Source organism: Thioalkalivibrio sp. ALJ7, assembly GCF_000376865.1.
Lineage (GTDB): Bacteria > Pseudomonadota > Gammaproteobacteria > Ectothiorhodospirales > Ectothiorhodospiraceae > Thioalkalivibrio.
The window spans coordinates 204,483-220,875 of sequence record NZ_AQXQ01000012.1 but is presented as its reverse complement, the minus strand read 5'-3'; the positions used below and the strand labels follow the sequence as shown (position 1 = coordinate 220,875).

Genomic DNA, 16,393 nt, shown 5'->3' with positions numbered 1-16,393 from the left:
GCCACAATAGGTCGATTTCCCCTGATTGAGTATCTGCCGCCCATGACCCAGCCGCCCGAACCCGGCCCCGAGGCCACCGTAATCGAGGGTACGGCCCATAATGGAAAGCCGTGCCGGATTGTCGACAATACGGGCACCGTGCCGCACCCGGAATTGGAGCGGTTGTTGAACGCCTTGATCGAGGACAAGCGCTTCGGTCTCAACATGCTGTCCTCCACGGGTTCCAGCGCGATCAAACTGGGCGAGCCGCAGTTCACGCACCTGCAGGTGGGGGACGAGCTTTACCGCTTTCTGCTGTTCCCCTATGAAGCCCGCCTGGAGTCGTTTTGATGGCGCGGGAATCACATGCCGGCAATACGAAATCGCTGGACGGTCTGGAGCGCGACCCCGACGCTCTGCGAGAGCAGCTGGAGCATGGCCTGCGCAGCATGGGGTATGCGCAGACGCCGGCGTCGGCACATGGTTTGTTTACCGGCTGCCTGGTGGCGGACCCGGGCGCCAATGTCGACGCCCTGGAGCGCAGCCTGGGTGATGCGTTCCCGCTAACTGAAGGGGCGGGCGATGCGTTCGGCAAGACGGTCGAGGCGATTCGCCGGGCGTTGCTGGCCCAGTTATACGACGTGGAGCTGGGGTTTGGCCCGCTGTTGCCGGACGACGAGGCCATCGAGGCCCAGGCCCAGGCGCTGTCCGAATGGGTGGACGGCTTCATCGCCGGGCTGGGGCAGACACCGCGGGTGGGCCAGCTCAAGCCCTCGGCCGAGGCCAGCGAGATCCTGCGCGATTTCGCCGAGATTGCCCGCATCGAGCTGGAACCCGACGACGACGAGGAAAACCTGGCGGCCTTCGAAGAGCTGAACGAATACGTGCGCGTGGGCGTGCTGCTGATCGCCGACGAGTTGGCCCCGGACGACCCGAAACGGATCCCAATGCAATGACGCGAACGCGACAAGCCCCCCGGCCGGGCCGGATGCCCGAGATCCCCCAGGGCGAGTTCGCCCGGCGCCGCCAGCGACTGATGCGGGCGCTTGGCCAGGACTCGATAATCGTCGTCCCCGCTGCGCATGAGCGCACCCGCAACCGGGACGTCGAATACCCGTTCCGCCAGGACAGCGACTTCCTCTACCTGACCGGGTTCCCGGAGCCGGATGCGGTCGCCGTGCTGGTGCCGGGGCGACCGGCGGGTGAATACATCCTGTTCTGCCGTGATCGCGATCCCACCCTGGAAACCTGGCAGGGCCGCCGCGCCGGGCCGGATGGCGCGATGGAGACCTATGGCGCCGAGTGTGCCTTCCCCATCGAGGACATCGACGAGATCCTGCCGGGGCTGATGGAGAACCGCGGTGTGATGGCCGCGCCGTTCGGGCGCGACGAGCCGCTGGACCAGCGCCTGTTCGGCTGGGTCAACCAGGTGCGGGCCAAGGCGCGTAACGGCGTGCGTGCGCCGCACGAATTCGTCGCGGTCGAGCATCACCTGCATGAACAACGGCTGTTCAAGAAGGCGCCGGAGCTGAAACTGATGCGCCACGCCGCAGCCATCTCCACCCAGGCGCATGTGCGCGCGATGCAGGCCTGCCGTCCGGGCCTGACCGAGTTCGCGGTGGAGGCCGAGCTGCTGCACGAGTTTCACCGCTTTGGCACCGAGACCGCGTACCCCTCCATTGTCGGTGGCGGCGAAAACGGTTGCATCCTGCACTACATCGAGAACCAGGCTGAGTTGAACGACGGCGACCTGCTGCTGATCGACGCCGGCTGCGAGGTGCAGGGTTATGCCTCCGACATTACCCGAACCTTCCCGGTCTCCGGGCGCTTTGGCGAGCGTCAGCGCGAGGTCTACGAATGCGTACTGGCCGCGCAGCTCGCGGCGATCAAAGAGGTGCGCCCCGGCAATGACTGGGATACGCCACATAGCACAGCCGTGCGCGAACTGACCCGTGGGCTCAAGGACATGGGCGTGCTCAAGGGCCGTCTCGACAAGCTGATCCGCGATCAGGCCTTTCGACCGTTCTATATGCACCGCACTGGCCACTGGCTGGGGCTGGATGTGCATGACGTTGGCGACTACCGCGTCGGCGACGCCTGGCGCCAGCTCGAGTCGGGCATGGTGATGACCGTGGAGCCGGGTCTGTACTTCGGGCCCTACAGCGAGGCACCCAAGGAGTTGCGGGGTATCGGCATCCGCATCGAGGACGACGTGGCCGTCACCCGCGACGGCCACGAGGTCCTGAGCGCCGATTGTCCCAAGAGCGTCGCCGACATCGAGGCCTGCATGGCCGGTGACCTTCCGGGTTGGGACTAACCATGCCCGCCCGCCGCGCTGTCCATTGCGATCAAAGGCCGAGGATTCGGTTCGGCGCCTTTTGCGTGCAAGCAGCCTCTTGTAGTGGGCAGCATGCACGATCCTCCGTGGGAGCCTGCTTGCAGGCGAATGGGGGAGCGACAATCCCGCTCCGCCCGTCAGGAACCGCAGGGTGCGTTGAGCTCCGCGAAACGTACCGCTCACCCCGGAGCCACGCGCCCCGTGCTGCCATTCGCTGCGCTCATCCGCATCCTGCTCAGCGGTATTTTGCCAACGGTCCATCAGGAGCCTGCGTGTTTTGGGGTCGGCATGGCCATGGCTACCAATGGACGGGAACCCACCACTCCCGTCATCGCGAGGCGCACAGCGCCGTGGCGATCGCCTGCCGTTACCATCCGGTCCCGCCAATGTACAGGCATCCAGAGGTTGCCACGGCCCCTGCGGGGCCTCGCAACGACGGGATATCTGGCTGACATGACCGAACAGCGATCCGACATCGCCATCGTCGGCGGCGGGCCGGTAGGTGGCCTCGCCGCTTGCACTCTGGCGCGGGCGGGCTACGCGGTCACGCTGTTCGAGCGGGGTGTATCCCCGGTGCCGAATGCACACGCCAACGACACCCGTGGCTATGCCCTGGCCGCTGGCACTGTGCAGTTTCTGGACGACCTCGGGTACTGGGCGCCGCTGGCGGAACGGGCCACCGCGATCCGCTCCATCGTCGTCAGCCGCCGCGGGGGCCTCGGGCGCGTCCACTTGAACGCGGCCGATCACGGGCGCCACGCGCTCGGGCAGGTGGTGCCGGCCGTCGCGCTGGAACCGATGCTGGACGCCGCCTGCCGCGAAGCCGGCGTGGACGTGCGCTACGAATCGACGCTGGCGGGGGTTGGCGAGGTCACGGACGGCCGCCGCGAACTCTGTATCCACGGCACGGAAGGCGAAGGTGCCTGGTCGGCACGCCTTATTCTGGCCGCCGATGGCATCGGCTCGCCCACGCGCAAGGCCCTGGGGCTTCCGGTCAACCGGCATCGCTACGCGGCGGATGCCCTGGTGTTCGATGTCCAGCCCGCCCGGCCGCACAATGGCCAGGCCTTCGAGCGTTTCACCGATGAGGGCCCGCTGGCGCTTCTGCCGCAGGCGGATGGACGCATGAACGTCGTATGGGTTGCGCCACCGGAGGCCTGCGAGCGGCGATTGGAACTGAACGGAGCGGAACGACTGCAGGAGTTGCAGGCCCGCTTTGGCTGGACCCTGGGGCGGCTGCAGCCGGCGGGTCGCGTGGTGCGCTTCCCACTGGAGCGTGTGCATGCCCCGGAGCCGGTTGCGGAACGCGCGCTGCTTCTCGGCAACGCCGCGCACTCGGTGCACCCGGTGGCGGGGCAGGGGCTTAACCTGTCTCTGCGCGACGTGGCGACATTGCTGGGTGCACTCCGTGAACGTCACGGGCAGGGCGGGGCGCCGCGTTTTGTGGCCGATCCCGGCGCGTCCGATACCCTCGCGGCCTATGCCCAGGCCCGACGCAATGACGTTAACGGCGTCGTTGCGGCCACCGACTTCCTTGCGCGCGGCATGCTGCATGCCGCTGGGCTTCGCGGGCATGCCCTGGGCAGCGGGATGATGGCCGTAGACCGCCTGCGCCCCGCGCGCGATCGTCTGGCGCGCGCGGCGATGGGGCTGGGGGCATTGCCGCGACATACCGCGCGGCAGCTCACGCGCCCGGATGTCGGGAGCAAAGCATGAGCCAACACCCATCCAAAGACGTGCTGGACGTCCTGGTCGTCGGGGCCGGTGCCGTGGGCGGAGCGATTGCCCTGGGTGCGGCCCGTCAGGGCCTGCGTGTCGGCCTGCTGGAACGCAACACGGCTCCCACCTTCCATGAGGTCATGCCGGTTACCCGCGTCGCGACGCTCAATATCGCCTCCATGGAGTTTTTCGCCAGGCTTGGAGTGCAAGACGCCCTGGAGGCCCGCCGTGCTCACGCCTTCTCCGGCATGAGCGTCTGGGATGCCCATGGCCCCGGCCATATCCGTTTCGATGCCGACGAACTGGGTGTTCCGGCCCTGGGCTGGACCGTCGAGCACGCCGCACTGGAGGCGGTTCTGTGGGACGAGATGGAGGCTGCGGGGGTCGCCCTGTGGCCCGAGACCGAGTGGAAGACCGTAGACACCGGCCCGGATCGGGTCGACGTCTATGGCAACGGCCATGCGTTGCTTGCTTCTGCACGGCTGGTAGTCGCGGCCGACGGGGCGCAGTCCTCATTGCGCACCCGTATGGGCATTCCGGTGCACGAGCAGGACTACCACGCCCGCGGCGTAGTCGCGACCGTGACCACCGAGCGCCCGCACGAGGACACCGCCTGGCAGCGTTTCGTCGACGACCAGATCATCGCCTTCCTGCCGCTGGCGGACGGGCGCAGCTCCATTGTCTGGTCGCAGCCTGAACTGCAGGCCGAGGACACGCTGGCGCTGGACGATGCCGCGTTCTGCGAGGCGCTGGGTACCGTGATCGACCATCGACTTGGGGCGATCACCGCCACATCCAGGCGCGCGAGCTTCCCGCTGGTGGCCCGCCATGCCCAGTACTACCACGCTGGCCGCGTCGCCCTCGCGGGCGATGCCGCCCACACCATCCACCCACTGGCCGGCCAGGGCCTGAACCTCGGCCTGGCCGACGCCCGCGCCCTGGTGGAACGCCTGTACGGCCCCGCCCGCCGCGACCCCGGCGCCGAGACGGTTCTGCGCGCCTACACCCGCGACCGCCGCGCCGAAAACGCCTTCATGCAACGCGCGATGGATGGCTTCCGCCTGATCTTCGCCACCCATGCCGCCGGCCTCCCCGAGCTACGCGGCCTCGGCATCCGCCTGGTCGACCAGGTTGCCCCCATCAAACGCCGCCTCGCCCTACGCGCCTTCGGCCTCGACTAACCACCCACCGAACCCCCCTGTAGGAGCCTGCTTGCAGGCGAAGCCCCTGCCCGCATCCACTCCTGGCGCGGCTTCCCCGCCGAAGCGGCTCCTGCAGCAGGCCCCTTGCTGTTCGGGCGCCGGCAGACGCTTCGCCTGCAAGCAGGATCCCACGGGGGCATGCGTCGCCTTTTCGCAACATCTCGCGTGCGGGATCGGTCCAGATCGCCCTTCGTTGCAAAAACGCAACGCCCGTGTGCGGCGATCATCACGTCTCATGGAGCCCGAGAACCGATAATTTTTCCCAACGCAGAAAAAATAAGTGAAATCTGATGAATTCCTCGATTTCAATGGGCACGAGCACATCAGAGAAATCTTATTGGCCCATATTTTCAGTGAGTTGAAGGTTTATTCGGGCATTCCTCGAGCGTCTGCACGCAAGTGCTTGATCCTTCAAACGGGGGTATTGGGGCCAGAACCGGGGCGACTGTGGCAAATTTTTCCCGCTTGGGGGTTGAAACGCGACACCGTGGTGTATATAAAACACCTGTCATTCGCGGCATCGACCGTGGATGCTGGCGTAGAAACATCCAAAACACCTCTCCTGGGAGACACGCAACATGAAAAAACAGATTCTCGCAGTCGCCGTTGCCGGCGCCTTCGCAATCCCGGCCTTTGCCGCCGCCGACTCCAGCGTCACCCTGTTCGGTCAGCTGCAGACGCAGATCGTCCACCACAGCGCCTCCGGCGATGATGGTGAGTTCGACAGCGGTTTCCGTCAGCACGACGCCGGTCAGGCCGGTAGCCCGACCGACGGTCAGGGCCCGAACCGCATCGGCGTGATGGTCAACCACGACCTGGGCAACGGCATGACCGCGCTGGCCAAGTTTGAAAATGACTTCACCACCGGTTCTGACGGCAGCGCCGCCTCTGGCTTCAACGGCCCGCAGCGCGACATCTACGTCGGTCTGCGTGGCGACTTCGGCCAGATCATCGCCGGTCGCATGACCTCCTCCTACAACACCGCCGGCAAGGACCCGCTGAACGGCACCTTCATGCAGGCGCGTGTCCAGGGCGGTCGCCAGGGCGGCCTGGGTGGCTTCGGTAACGGCGGCTACGTCGACCGTGGTGTTCGTTACAGCAACAGCTTCGGCATCGTGAGCATGGACGTCGGCATGTTCCTCGACAACAGCCAGGATGGCCGTGCGGCCTGGTCCGGCCGCTTGAACTTCGACCTGGATCCGGTCGAAGTCTACGTGGCTCATGTAGATGCTCGCCGTTACGAGAATAGCGACGCTGACACCTGGCGCACCACCAAGATCGGTGCCGACTGGTCTGCCGGTCCGTTCCGCCTGAATGCTGAAATCGAAGACTTCAAGCGCGACGCCGGAATTGCCGGTCCTGAGGCTGAAGGCAACACCTACTGGGCCGCCGGTACCTACTCCATGGGCCGCAACGACTTCGTGCTGAGCCTGGGTCACACCCGTCTTGACGATGCCAACAACAGCGACTTCGCCGCGCTGGCCATCAAGCACAGCTTCAGCAACCGTGTGATGGCCTATGCTGGCGTTGCCTACAACAGCACCGATGATGCTGGCGGCAACTTCGATGGAGAGTCCTACGACGGTAGCAGCGACCTGCGCTTCACCGGCGTCGGTGCCGGCATGCGGGTGTCCTTCTAAGCTCGAACGCTTATTGCAAGCGGTATAACAACAAGCATCAAGCTTGTTTTGCGGGGCCCCCAGGGGCCCCGTTTTTTGTTTGTGGGGGGGCCCGTTTTGGGGCCTTTTTGCGTTTGGGGGACCGTTAGGGCGAGTACTGGTTGCCGAACCGGTACGGCATCGCGTCGGTGGCGAGTCCGGCAAGCACTAATTACGTCCGCACTCTTATTTCGAGCGCAACGCGCCAATCTACGGCCGGGTTGTAGGCCCTGGAGATCGCTACGGCGCCGTGCGTCTCGCGCTGGCGACGATTGCGGTGTTTGGGGGCAAGGGGCTGGTAATCAACGCCGGCGGATTAGTCGAGGGCTTCTACGCGGATTTGGAGGGTCATGGCGTCGCGGTCTCGGGTGCTGCGGCGGGAAGCGAGACCACGTTCGTCGTGGGTGGTGGTCTGTGCGCTGCCGGCTAGATCGTGCCACTGGTCGGGTTCGAGGGTGAGGGCGGTCGTCACCGTCTCGCGGTGGATGTGGCCGCGGTAGGCGCCGGCGGGCTGTTCGTGCAGGTGTTCGATGGCGACGCGGATGCGTCCGTCCGGCTGGACTTGCGGGCGTACGCGGAAACCGCGGGCGGTGTCGCGGAAGATGGGTTCGGTGCCGAAACCCGCCGGCCCGACGAAGACGCGCAGGCCCTGGGCCTCGGTCTCGCCGACAAGAATCGTGGCTTCGGTGCCTTCGCGCAGACGTACCTGCTGGGTGCGGTCGTCGCGGCGGGTGGTGGTGCGGCGGGTCACGGTGCCGCGCCCGCGGGTGCCGTCCGGGCCGGTTTCGAAGTCGATGCCGGCGCCGCGCTCGCTGCGCGGTGCGTCAGCGGCGCGACGTACGTAGAGCGTCAACTCACGGGCGGGTTGGTCGAGTTCGGCGACGACTTCGCGAATCTGTTGCAGGGTGCGGGCGTCGGCGCGCACCAGCAGCCGGAAGCCATCGGCGCGCAGGGTGGCGGCCTCGCCGAACAGGCCCTGGAGTTCGGACAGGACCTCGCGGGCGGGCCGGTTGTTGAGTGGGAGCACGGCCACTTCGTCGTGGGCGTCGCGCGCGGACGTTGCGCCGGCGGGTAGTAGCAGCCCACAAGCCAGGCCTCCGATCGTGCGGAGCAACCGGCGGCGTTCAGACGTGGAGGCGGCGGATTTCGACGGCTTCATCGCTGAGGCTCCAGTTGGCTTCGAAGTCCTGGGCGGCGCGATGGGTGCCGGGGCGATCGTCCGGATCGCCGCGCAGGACGCGGCGCGCACCGGCCTGGGTCAGCTGCATCCAGCCACTGTGGTCGGCGATGACCGTCAGGGTCAGGGGGCTTTCCTCGGAGGCGTCCAGGCGCCGGACCGTTACCGCCGTGGGCAGGCGCTTGATGCTCTCGACCAGTCCGGGCAGGCGCTCCTTGAGGGCGAGGTCATCATCTACCAGGAGGCGGATATCGGTATGCCGATGCCGTCGCGCGATATTGGCCAAGAGCGAGCCGAGGTCGTCCCCGACGATCTCGGCCAGGAGGGCCACCCGCGCATGCAGCCAGAAACGTCTGCGGGTGGCGTCGACAAGATCGGCCATCAGGGCCTCGGCATCAATGAGGGTGGGATCCCTCTCGGGAGCGGTCATGGGCATGCGACCTTTGTTCGGGGGCCTGTTCCCAGCATAGGGCAAGGGCGTCGCGCCCGCACCCTGCGCCGTTCTGCGGCGGGAAGATGGTGCGAACCCGTGATTCAATCAGTGTTTCCCTATGGCGCCGGGATTCCCTGATGAGCTTTAGTTGCGATGCATGACGGGCGATAGGCAGGGCCTGGATGATGGATCCGGTGGAGCATGCGGCGATGGGGTATGCCGGCGTCCTCAAAGGTGTCCGAGATCACAAAGAAATCATGGCGGGCGTAGAAGCCAATGCGGGTGTCCTGTGCGTTCAGCCAGACTTCCCGCCAGCCGTGGCGCCGGGCGGCCTCCATGGCGCAGTCCAGCAGGCGGGAGCCGATGCCGTGGCCGCGCCAGGGTTTGCGCACGGCCATGCGACCGATCTGGCCGGAGGGAAGCATGCGCAGGGTTGCGATCGGTTCGCGGTCGGGCCCGGTAGCCAGCCAGTGCAGGGCGGCCGGGTCCAGACCATCGAATTCCAGTGGCTCGGGTACCCCTTGCTCCTCGATGAAGACCTCGCGGCGGATCAGGGACAGCGCGGTGGCATCGGCGGGCCAGGTGGCCTCCCGAAAGGTAATACGACGTTGCATGAGTGGCCTCCTCCGGAACGCGCTTAAGCTGTCCTGGCTTCGGCCCCGGACGATTAAGTCTAGCCCAGGTTGGGGCATTCTTCCTGTGCGGCGTTTCGCGGATCGGGCGACTCGAGTGTCCCGGTTCGGAAGGGTCTTCCGTCATTGCGAGCGCAGCGCGGCAGTCCATGGGCGAGCGGAGGGGGTAGGCCCTTGGCGATCGCCACGGCGCTGCGGGCCTCGCGATGACGGTTTAGGCTAGGCTATGAGGCGTCTCCGGCGCTCGCCTCGGTGCAGCCGTGTCAGCGAGTTATGCGCGGAGGCGTTAGCTAGCGCCGATCAGGGCGTCACGGACGCGGGTGGACAGCGGGTTGTCGGGGTGCAGCCAGATGCCGAAGTAGGCCTCGGCAAAGTCCGCGCCGGGGACTTCCACCAGTTCGGTGCCATTTTGCAGCAGGCGCGTGCCACGTCCAGGACGATACTCCAGGGCGTAGCGATCACCCGCCTCCATATCGCGGTAGGCGGCGTTGAAGGTCTCCAGGCGATCGGCCAGGGCCGCGAGCGTGTCGCCGCTTTGCTGATCCTCGAGCAAGGTATTGCCGCTCTTGCGGAAGTCCTCGGCGCTGATGGAGCGCAGGTATTCCAGCTCAAGCCGCTTGGGGACGTCCGCGGTCAGCACATCCTGGGGCGCGACGTCTTCTGGGACATATAGCGCGCCGACATAGACGCGGAACACGGTGTAGCGATAAAGCCGCCCGCCGCGCAGCGGCACCGGGGTCTCGTCGATCGTGATGGTGTCGGCAAAGCGCACGCCGTTGATCTCGGTATCGGCTTGCGCCGGCATCAGGGCGGCGAATAGTGCCAGTACGAATGCGAACGTGGCAGCGGAACGTGACGAAGGGATCAAACGGCTCATGATGCAGGACCTCCGGGGGCCGGTGAGGGGCGGGCATGCTCGCGCGCTTGGATGCGCTCGCGCAGGTGGTGTTGTGTGGCGGCGTCGATCGGGAAGCGCCAGACCAGGGCCATCGCGGCCAGCTTGAACAGCACCGGGAGACCGGCGTAAGCCAGGCCCAGGGCGAGCAGAGCGGTCGAACCGTTGCCGCCGTCGGTGGAAAACCCGGCCAGGCCCAGTAGCGGGAAGCTGATCCCGACGGCCAGGGCGAGCGCCAGTTTCGTCGCCATTCCCCATAGCCCGAAGAACAGTCCGGCGCGTTCGCCGCCGCCGTCGGCCGTGTCCTGGTCGATCACGTCGGCCTGCATCGCAGCGGGCAGCGCGAGATCGACCCCGAGGCTGAGGCCGGTCAGCACGGTGATGGCATAGAAGGCCAGGATGTCGCCGGCGCCCAGGAACGGCACCCAGATGAAGAACGCCGAGGCCAGTAGCATGGACAGCGTCCAAACGCGGTGCTTCGGCAGATGGCGGGCCAGCCGCAGCCAAAGAGGCAAAGCCAGGATGCCGGTAGCGAAGTACACCAGCAGCAGCGGACCGGCGTGTTCCGGCGCTTCCAGCACATGGGTGATGAACAGCAGGAACAGGGTCGCGGGGATCGCATTCGCGGTCCCGTTGAACACCCAGGCGAGGACCAGACGACGGAACGGTCGGTTGTTTGCCAGCAGCGCCCAGCCGGCGCGCCAGGGCACCGGGGCCAGGCGGCCCGCCCGCTCGGGGACGCGCCAGAGCAGAACGAACAGTGCCGGTGGCATCAACACCCACAGCAGTACGGCGAGGGCGGCCAGGGCTGCGCCGGCGTCGTCCTCCAGCCCCAGTACCGCTGGCAATGCGGCGGCGATTACGGTGCCCAGCACCACGAAGCCTTCGCGGGCGGCGGTGACGCGGGACCGCTGGTGGTAGTCGCCGGAGAGTTCGGCCCCCCAGGCGGTATAGGGCAGCGTGAACAACGTCCAGCCGAGGTAGACCAGGCTGGCAAAGCCGAGCAGGTAGAGGGCACCGGCCTCCGCGGGCGGGCGGAACAGGAGGGGCGCCGAGACGAGCAGGACCGGCACCCCTGCCAGTAGCACGGCGCGTCGACGCCAGGCCCCGGGGATGCGGTCGGACAAATACCCGACCAGTGGGTCGGTGATCACGTCCAGCAGCCGAGCCAGCAGCAGGAGAACGCCCACCAGGGTGACACTCAGACCGGTGTGCTCGGCATAGTGCGCGGGCAGGAAGACGTACAGCGGCAGGCCGAGAATGGCCAGCGGGAGGCCCAGCCCGCCGTAGGCGAACAGCTGCGTGCGCGGGAGGGCGATCACCTCATAGAGACTCGTGCGTATGGGCGGGGGCATCGGCCGCGCCCAGCCCTTCTGCAGGTTGCGGGCTTTGCAGTACGGCCTGCATCAGGTTGACCCGCGCGGTATCGAAGCCGACCTCGCAGTAGGCGAGGTAGTAGCGCCACATGCGCAGGAAGGATTGCGAGTAGCCCAGGGCCTCGATCACAGGCTCTGCCTGGCGGACCTCGCGGTGCCAGTGGCGCAGGGTGCGGGCGTAGTCCTCGCCGAAGAAGGCCTGGTCCTCGATCGCCAACCCGGCGCGTTCGGCCTCTTTGTTGAAGCGCGGCACCGAGGGCAGCATGCCGCCGGGGAAGATGTAGAGCTGGATGAAGTCGGCATTGCGACGGTAGTAGTCGAAGGCCTGCTCGGCGATGGTGATGACCTGCAGCGCCGCCCGGCCGCCCGGGCGCAAGCAGTCGCGTACCTTGTCGAAAAAGGTCGGCCACCAGTGTTCGCCGACTGCTTCGAACATCTCGATGGAGACCACGTGGTCGTAGGTCCCCTGCAGGTCGCGGTAGTCCTGCAGGCGTAGCTCGACGCGGTCGGACAGGCCGGCGCGTTCAATGCGCGCGCGGGCGTAGTCGAGCTGCTCCTGGGACAGTGTCACGCCGGTGACGCGGTAGCCTCGTTGGGCGGCCATCTCCGCGAAGCCGCCCCAGCCGCAGCCGATCTCCAGGATGTGTGCGCCGGGTTCGGGGTTCAGTTGATCCAGCAGGCGCGCATATTTCTGCGCCTGGGCCTGCTCCAGGGCCTCGTCGCCTCGGGTAAACAGCGCCGACGAGTAGCTCATGGTGTGGTCCAGCCACAGGTCGTAGAAGTCGTTGCCCAGATCGTAGTGGAAGCGGATGTTGGCGCGGCTGCCGCGTCGGCTGTTGCGATGCATCCAGTGGCGCATGCGATCGACTGCGCGCTGCCAGGCCGGACGTTGCGCCAGGGCAGTGAGGGCCTGCTCGTTATCGGTGGCCAGGCGCAGCAGGGCCTGCAGGTCGGGGGTATTCCAGTCGCCGCTGATGAAGCCCTCGGCGAAGCCGATATCGCCATGGCGCAACAGGCGCAGGATGGCTCGCCACGGGCGGCGGAAGTGCCATATAGCCTCCACGCCGGGCTGGCGGCCCGCAACGACCACGCGTTGGCCGGAGGGTCCAATCAGCGTGATCTGCCCGTATTCGATGTCCTTCAGGGCACGGGCGATCAGGCGCAGGGCCCAGTCCGGTCGCGCGGTGCTTTCCTGTGGGGTGTCGAGGTGGTCGAGGGCCATTAGTCGATCTCCTGTGCCGGTGGCGCCGGGCGGGGGTGGTAACGCCCGCCACGCCACCAGATCTTCACGGCCTGCCAGTGGATCAGGGGCAGGACCTTGAGGGTCATCCAGGGCTGGCGCAGGAAGGCGCCCAGCAGCGTGCGGTCGGTGAAGGCCTGGAGGCGGCCGTGTTGCGTGGCCACCAGCATCGGGTCCTGGTCCTGGTATTCGTTGATCGCGATGCGCAGAGTCGCGCCGGGTTCCAGACGCGGCGGCGTCAGGGTGAAGGCGTAGCGCGCGTCCATGTCGATGAAGGGTGAGACGTGGAAGGCCTTGTCTTTCTCCTGGCGGACCGGCAGCTCCATGCGAGCGCCACCCTGGTGTAGCAGGTAGTGGTGGTGCTCGCCGAAGGTGTTGCGCACCTCCAGCAGGATCGCGCGCAGTTCGCCATCGGCATGCCAGGCGTACCAGATGCTGAGCGGGTTGAAAGCGTGTCCCAGAATGCGGGGCATGGCCAGCAGGTGGATGGCACCACCGGCCAGGTCAACGCCATGCTCGGCCAGGTGCGTCTCGATCCACGGGCGCCAGGGACGGCCGTCGCGAGGGCCATGGTCACGGGTGCGCAGGCTGAACAGGTTGAAGCGATCCAGCGAGAACAGTCGGCAGCGCCGCGCCGTTTCGGCCAGGCTGTCGATGTCGAACAGAGCGCTGATGACCGGGTAGCGAAAGCGGTATTGCTGCGGGAAGAACCGCTGGTGCATTACCTGGCTATGGACCAGTGCGGCGTCCATTAAGCGCTCCGGGACTGCGCGGCGGGCGCGCTGACCGGCGTGCGGCCCCCGCCGTGGATGCCCGGTTCCGGAATGCGTTCGGGATGGGCCGGGGTGTGTGCCGGGTGCGACCAGGGGGGTTCGATGCCCATGGATTGCCCGACGGCCACCGCCGAGCGCAGCCCGTCTTCGTGAAACCCGTAGCCCATCCAGGCGCCGGCAAAGTAGAGGTTGTTTTCGCCCTGAGTGGTGACCAGGCGCTGGCGGGCGCGCTCGGCGGCGGCGTCCATGACCGGGTGCTTCCAGTGCTGTTCGCCGAGCACGGTGGTCGGGCGTGGTTCGCGCCAGGGATTCAGGCTGATGATGTAGTCCTGGCGTCGATCCAGGCGATGCAGGCGGTTCATCCAGTAGGACACGGACACGCGGTCTTCGGCCTGGGTGGTGCGACCGCTAAGATAGTTCCACGAGGACCATACGCGGCGCGAGCGGGGCATCAGTTGGGGGTCGGTGTGCAGGACGGCGTGGTTGGGCTGGAAGCGGCAGTCGCCGAGTAGCCGGTCGCGCTGGGCATCGGCCCCGTTGAGCAGCCAGCGGGCCGTGTCGGCGTGGCAGGCAAAGACCACGGCATCGAACCCGGCCGCCTGTTCATCGGTTAGCACACGCCATTGCCCTTCTTCCGGCAGCACGGCTCGCACCGGTTGATGAGCCACCGTATCCGGCTCAAGTCGGCGCGCCAGGCGCCGCACGTATTCGCGGCTGCCACCGACCACGGTGCGCCATTGCGGGCGGTCGCGCAGGTCCAGCAGGCCGTGGTTCTGGAAGAACTGCAGGAAGCTTGCGGCCGGAAATTCGCGAATCTCTTCGGGTGGGCAGGACCAGATCGCGGCCGCCATGGGCAGGAGGTAGTCCTCGGAGAAGCGCCGCCCCAGACGGTGTCGATCGAGGAAGGCGCCCAGGGTGCCGTCCGGGGTTTCGCCACGTTCGAACAGACCTTTGCCCAGCCGGTTGAAGCGCAGGATGTCGCCGGCCATGCGCAGGAAGCTTGGGCGCACCAGATTGCGGCGCTGGGCAAACAGGGTGTTCAGGTCGGAACCCGCGTACTCCACGCCTTGCGGCTGGCGTGAGTAGGCGAAGGACATGTCCGTGTCCTGGGTGTCGACGCCAAGCTCTGCGAACAGGCGGGTTAGCAGCGGATAGTTACGCTCGTTGTACACGACGAAACCGGTGTCAATGGCGACCGGGCCCTGCGGGTCCGTAACCTCGACGGTGTGGGCGTGGCCACCGAGTTCGGGTTCCGATTCAAACAGCTGGACCTGGTGTCGGGATTGGAGGATCCAGGCGGCGGATAGACCAGAAATACCTCCGCCAATAATGGCGATACGCGAGCGATTCATGGCGGTGGTTCTCCGAACCTAAGAGGCGATGTACATCTTATACAATAGCTGTACAATATTTGTAAATGCTGGCGGCGAAAAGTTCCGTGCCCGGCAATGGGCAAAGTCCAGTGACAATGGCAGGTAACCGACGAAGATAGGGGCGATGAGTAATGGAACGTTCCAGTACAGGAGGGCCGGGAATGGAATGGCCGGAAGAAGTACGCGCGGCACTGGAGAACCACGATATCGTTGGCATTACCTCCGGACTGTCGGACTTTCGTGATGCCGAGGCGTTGCTGGAGGCCACGAGCCGGGGCCGATGGGTCCGGCTGGAGTGGGGGATGGGTTCGGCCCACAATCGCGAGCAGTTCCATGCCCTGCAGCAGGCCACCGGCGCCTCGGTGCTGCCGTTCTTCATCGCGCGTGACGGGGTGATCGGGGGGCTTCCGGAGTTGCGCGAGTACCTTGGTGGTCAGGCGCTCAAGGCGCGCGGTGAACGTCTGCGGCCGGATGCGCCGGCATCCGTTTTACAGGTGCTCGGATACGGGGGCCTGATACCCTTCGCCTTCTTCGGCGCAGGCGTCTGGATGGCCCAGCCGGAATGGCAGGCTTTCGCGCTGGAGGCCCTGGCGCTCTATGGTGCGGTGATCCTGTCGTTCCTGGGGGCGATCCACTGGGGGATCTACCTGGCGGATCGGCAGCACCGGGTAGGCCCGCTGGCCGCCCCGGTCTGGGCGGTGGTGCCGTCGATTCTGGCGTGGCTGGCAGTGCTGCAGCCGTTGCCGGAGGCCCTGATGACCCTGGCGGCGTTATTCCTCGGGGTACTTTGGGTCGACCGGCTGAGTCTGTCGCGCCTGGCACTGCCGTGGGGATATCTAGGCCTGCGCCTGGTGCTGACCGTGGGGGCGATTCTGGCCCTGGCCTCCGGGCTTGCGGTTACGCTGGTAGCTTCACGATGACGAGCGCAAGAATGAGTGAACACAAAGACCTGACCATGGATGTAGACGCCCGTACGGCTGATGAGCCGACGACACGGGACGCCGCGGACCCGCCGCTGGCCGCGCCGGAACAGCTCGCCGAGCACTACCGCGCCGTTCTCGCGGGACTGGGTGAGAATCCGCAACGCGAGGGTTTGCTGGATACGCCGATGCGCGCCGCCAAGGCGATGCAGTACCTGACGCGCGGCTACCACCAGGACCTCGATTCGATCGTGAACGGGGCGTTGTTCTCCTCCGACAACGACGAGATGGTGCTGCTTCGCGATATTGAGTTGTATTCCCTGTGCGAGCACCACCTGTTGCCGATTATTGGCAAGGTGCATGTCGCCTACCTGCCGGATGGCAAGGTAATCGGCCTGTCGAAGATCGCCCGTATCGTGGACATGTTCGCCGCACGCCTGCAGATCCAGGAAAGCCTGACCCGCGAGATCGCCGAGGCCCTGATGCAGGTGACCCACGCCAAGGGCGTTGGTGTGGTGGTGGATGCCAAGCACATGTGCATGACCATGCGCGGGGTGGAGAAGCAGCATTCGTCCATGGCGACCTCGGTGATGCTGGGCGCCTTCCGCGAGGATGGCCGCACCCGCCGCGAGTTCCTGAACCTCATCCGCGGTAGCCGCGACTGAACCCCGACCGGGC

The 16,393-nt window shown here is 66.5% G+C and carries 16 protein-coding genes; 8 read left to right on the top strand and 8 right to left on the bottom strand.

Annotated features, from left to right (window positions below; all coding sequences use genetic code 11):
* The first annotated feature begins 42 nt into the window (after positions 1-42).
* The 6 genes from D002_RS0109670 to D002_RS0109645 all read left to right on the top strand — a co-directional run bounded on the left by D002_RS0109670 (position 43) and on the right by D002_RS0109645 (position 6,878).
* The gene (locus tag D002_RS0109670) at positions 43-330 is read left to right on the top strand and encodes a hypothetical protein (protein WP_018141720.1); all 288 of its coding nucleotides are present in this window, start codon (positions 43-45) and stop codon (positions 328-330) included.
* Positions 330-935: a UPF0149 family protein gene (locus D002_RS0109665; protein WP_018141719.1), complete on the top strand. Its 606-nt coding sequence runs from the start codon at positions 330-332 to the stop codon at positions 933-935. The genes D002_RS0109670 and D002_RS0109665 overlap by 1 nt, the downstream gene beginning before the upstream one ends.
* Positions 936-967: 32 nt before the next feature.
* The gene (gene pepP, locus D002_RS0109660; protein ID WP_018141718.1) at positions 968-2,296 is read left to right on the top strand and encodes a Xaa-Pro aminopeptidase; all 1,329 of its coding nucleotides are present in this window, start codon (positions 968-970) and stop codon (positions 2,294-2,296) included.
* Positions 2,297-2,770: 474 nt separating this feature from the next.
* Positions 2,771-4,033, top strand: coding sequence for an FAD-dependent monooxygenase (locus tag D002_RS0109655; protein ID WP_018141717.1), 1,263 nt, complete (start codon positions 2,771-2,773; stop codon positions 4,031-4,033).
* Positions 4,030-5,217 (top strand): FAD-dependent monooxygenase, encoded by a 1,188-nt coding sequence (locus tag D002_RS0109650; RefSeq protein ID WP_018141716.1) that lies wholly within the window; start codon positions 4,030-4,032, stop codon positions 5,215-5,217. Before D002_RS0109655 ends, D002_RS0109650 begins: the two co-directional genes overlap by 4 nt.
* A gap of 599 nt (positions 5,218-5,816) precedes the next feature.
* Positions 5,817-6,878, top strand: coding sequence for a porin (locus tag D002_RS0109645; RefSeq protein WP_018141715.1), 1,062 nt, complete (start codon positions 5,817-5,819; stop codon positions 6,876-6,878).
* Between the two features lie 334 nt (positions 6,879-7,212).
* Here the strand turns inward: D002_RS0109645 and D002_RS0109640 are convergent, their stop codons facing one another.
* The 8 genes from D002_RS0109640 to D002_RS0109605 form a co-directional block, all read right to left on the bottom strand.
* Entirely contained in the window at positions 7,213-8,055 is an 843-nt protein-coding gene (locus tag D002_RS0109640) for a secretin N-terminal domain-containing protein (protein WP_018141714.1), read from the bottom strand.
* A complete protein-coding gene (locus tag D002_RS0109635) occupies positions 8,021-8,503 on the bottom strand; it encodes a hypothetical protein (protein WP_026181646.1) in 483 nt (160 codons plus the stop codon). Before D002_RS0109635 ends, D002_RS0109640 begins: the two co-directional genes overlap by 35 nt.
* A 119-nt stretch (positions 8,504-8,622) precedes the next feature.
* On the bottom strand, positions 8,623-9,120 hold the full coding sequence (locus D002_RS0109630; protein ID WP_018141712.1) for a GNAT family N-acetyltransferase: 498 nt from the start codon (positions 9,118-9,120) through the stop codon (positions 8,623-8,625).
* 304 nt (positions 9,121-9,424) lie between these two features.
* A complete protein-coding gene (locus D002_RS0109625; protein ID WP_018141711.1) occupies positions 9,425-10,015 on the bottom strand; it encodes a chalcone isomerase family protein in 591 nt (196 codons plus the stop codon).
* Positions 10,012-11,388, bottom strand: coding sequence for an MFS transporter (locus D002_RS0109620; RefSeq protein ID WP_051068452.1), 1,377 nt, complete (start codon positions 11,386-11,388; stop codon positions 10,012-10,014). The genes D002_RS0109625 and D002_RS0109620 overlap by 4 nt, the downstream gene beginning before the upstream one ends.
* Positions 11,357-12,631 (bottom strand): cyclopropane-fatty-acyl-phospholipid synthase family protein, encoded by a 1,275-nt coding sequence (locus tag D002_RS0109615; RefSeq protein ID WP_018141709.1) that lies wholly within the window; start codon positions 12,629-12,631, stop codon positions 11,357-11,359. Before D002_RS0109615 ends, D002_RS0109620 begins: the two co-directional genes overlap by 32 nt.
* Positions 12,631-13,401, bottom strand: a complete 771-nt coding sequence (locus D002_RS0109610; protein WP_018141708.1) for a DUF1365 domain-containing protein — start codon at positions 13,399-13,401, stop codon at positions 12,631-12,633. The genes D002_RS0109615 and D002_RS0109610 overlap by 1 nt, the downstream gene beginning before the upstream one ends.
* Entirely contained in the window at positions 13,401-14,774 is a 1,374-nt protein-coding gene (locus D002_RS0109605; protein ID WP_018141707.1) for an NAD(P)/FAD-dependent oxidoreductase, read from the bottom strand. Before D002_RS0109605 ends, D002_RS0109610 begins: the two co-directional genes overlap by 1 nt.
* A gap of 182 nt (positions 14,775-14,956) precedes the next feature.
* Here D002_RS0109605 and D002_RS0109600 point away from each other — a divergent pair, with 182 nt between their 5' ends.
* Positions 14,957-15,715, top strand: coding sequence for a DUF3429 domain-containing protein (locus D002_RS0109600; RefSeq protein ID WP_018141706.1), 759 nt, complete (start codon positions 14,957-14,959; stop codon positions 15,713-15,715).
* A gap of 11 nt (positions 15,716-15,726) precedes the next feature.
* Positions 15,727-16,380 (top strand): GTP cyclohydrolase I FolE, encoded by a 654-nt coding sequence (gene folE, locus D002_RS0109595; RefSeq protein ID WP_018141705.1) that lies wholly within the window; start codon positions 15,727-15,729, stop codon positions 16,378-16,380.
* Positions 16,381-16,393: the final 13 nt, after the last annotated feature.

What these genes read in the sequence shown, in the direction of transcription:
- D002_RS0109670 (WP_018141720.1), top strand. Translation starts at nt 43, where the DNA reads ATGACCCAGCCGCCCGAACCCGGCCCCGAGGCCACCGTAATCGAGGGT.
- D002_RS0109665 (WP_018141719.1), top strand. Translation starts at nt 330, where the DNA reads ATGGCGCGGGAATCACATGCCGGCAATACGAAATCGCTGGACGGTCTG.
- pepP (WP_018141718.1), top strand. Translation starts at nt 968, where the DNA reads ATGCCCGAGATCCCCCAGGGCGAGTTCGCCCGGCGCCGCCAGCGACTG.
- D002_RS0109655 (WP_018141717.1), top strand. Translation starts at nt 2,771, where the DNA reads ATGACCGAACAGCGATCCGACATCGCCATCGTCGGCGGCGGGCCGGTA.
- D002_RS0109650 (WP_018141716.1), top strand. Translation starts at nt 4,030, where the DNA reads ATGAGCCAACACCCATCCAAAGACGTGCTGGACGTCCTGGTCGTCGGG.
- D002_RS0109645 (WP_018141715.1), top strand. Translation starts at nt 5,817, where the DNA reads ATGAAAAAACAGATTCTCGCAGTCGCCGTTGCCGGCGCCTTCGCAATC.
- D002_RS0109640 (WP_018141714.1), bottom strand. Translation starts at nt 8,055, where the DNA reads ATGAAGCCGTCGAAATCCGCCGCCTCCACGTCTGAACGCCGCCGGTTG.
- D002_RS0109635 (WP_026181646.1), bottom strand. Translation starts at nt 8,503, where the DNA reads ATGACCGCTCCCGAGAGGGATCCCACCCTCATTGATGCCGAGGCCCTG.
- D002_RS0109630 (WP_018141712.1), bottom strand. Translation starts at nt 9,120, where the DNA reads ATGCAACGTCGTATTACCTTTCGGGAGGCCACCTGGCCCGCCGATGCC.
- D002_RS0109625 (WP_018141711.1), bottom strand. Translation starts at nt 10,015, where the DNA reads ATGAGCCGTTTGATCCCTTCGTCACGTTCCGCTGCCACGTTCGCATTC.
- D002_RS0109620 (WP_051068452.1), bottom strand. Translation starts at nt 11,388, where the DNA reads ATGCCCCCGCCCATACGCACGAGTCTCTATGAGGTGATCGCCCTCCCG.
- D002_RS0109615 (WP_018141709.1), bottom strand. Translation starts at nt 12,631, where the DNA reads ATGGCCCTCGACCACCTCGACACCCCACAGGAAAGCACCGCGCGACCG.
- D002_RS0109610 (WP_018141708.1), bottom strand. Translation starts at nt 13,401, where the DNA reads ATGGACGCCGCACTGGTCCATAGCCAGGTAATGCACCAGCGGTTCTTC.
- D002_RS0109605 (WP_018141707.1), bottom strand. Translation starts at nt 14,774, where the DNA reads ATGAATCGCTCGCGTATCGCCATTATTGGCGGAGGTATTTCTGGTCTA.
- D002_RS0109600 (WP_018141706.1), top strand. Translation starts at nt 14,957, where the DNA reads ATGGAATGGCCGGAAGAAGTACGCGCGGCACTGGAGAACCACGATATC.
- folE (WP_018141705.1), top strand. Translation starts at nt 15,727, where the DNA reads ATGAGTGAACACAAAGACCTGACCATGGATGTAGACGCCCGTACGGCT.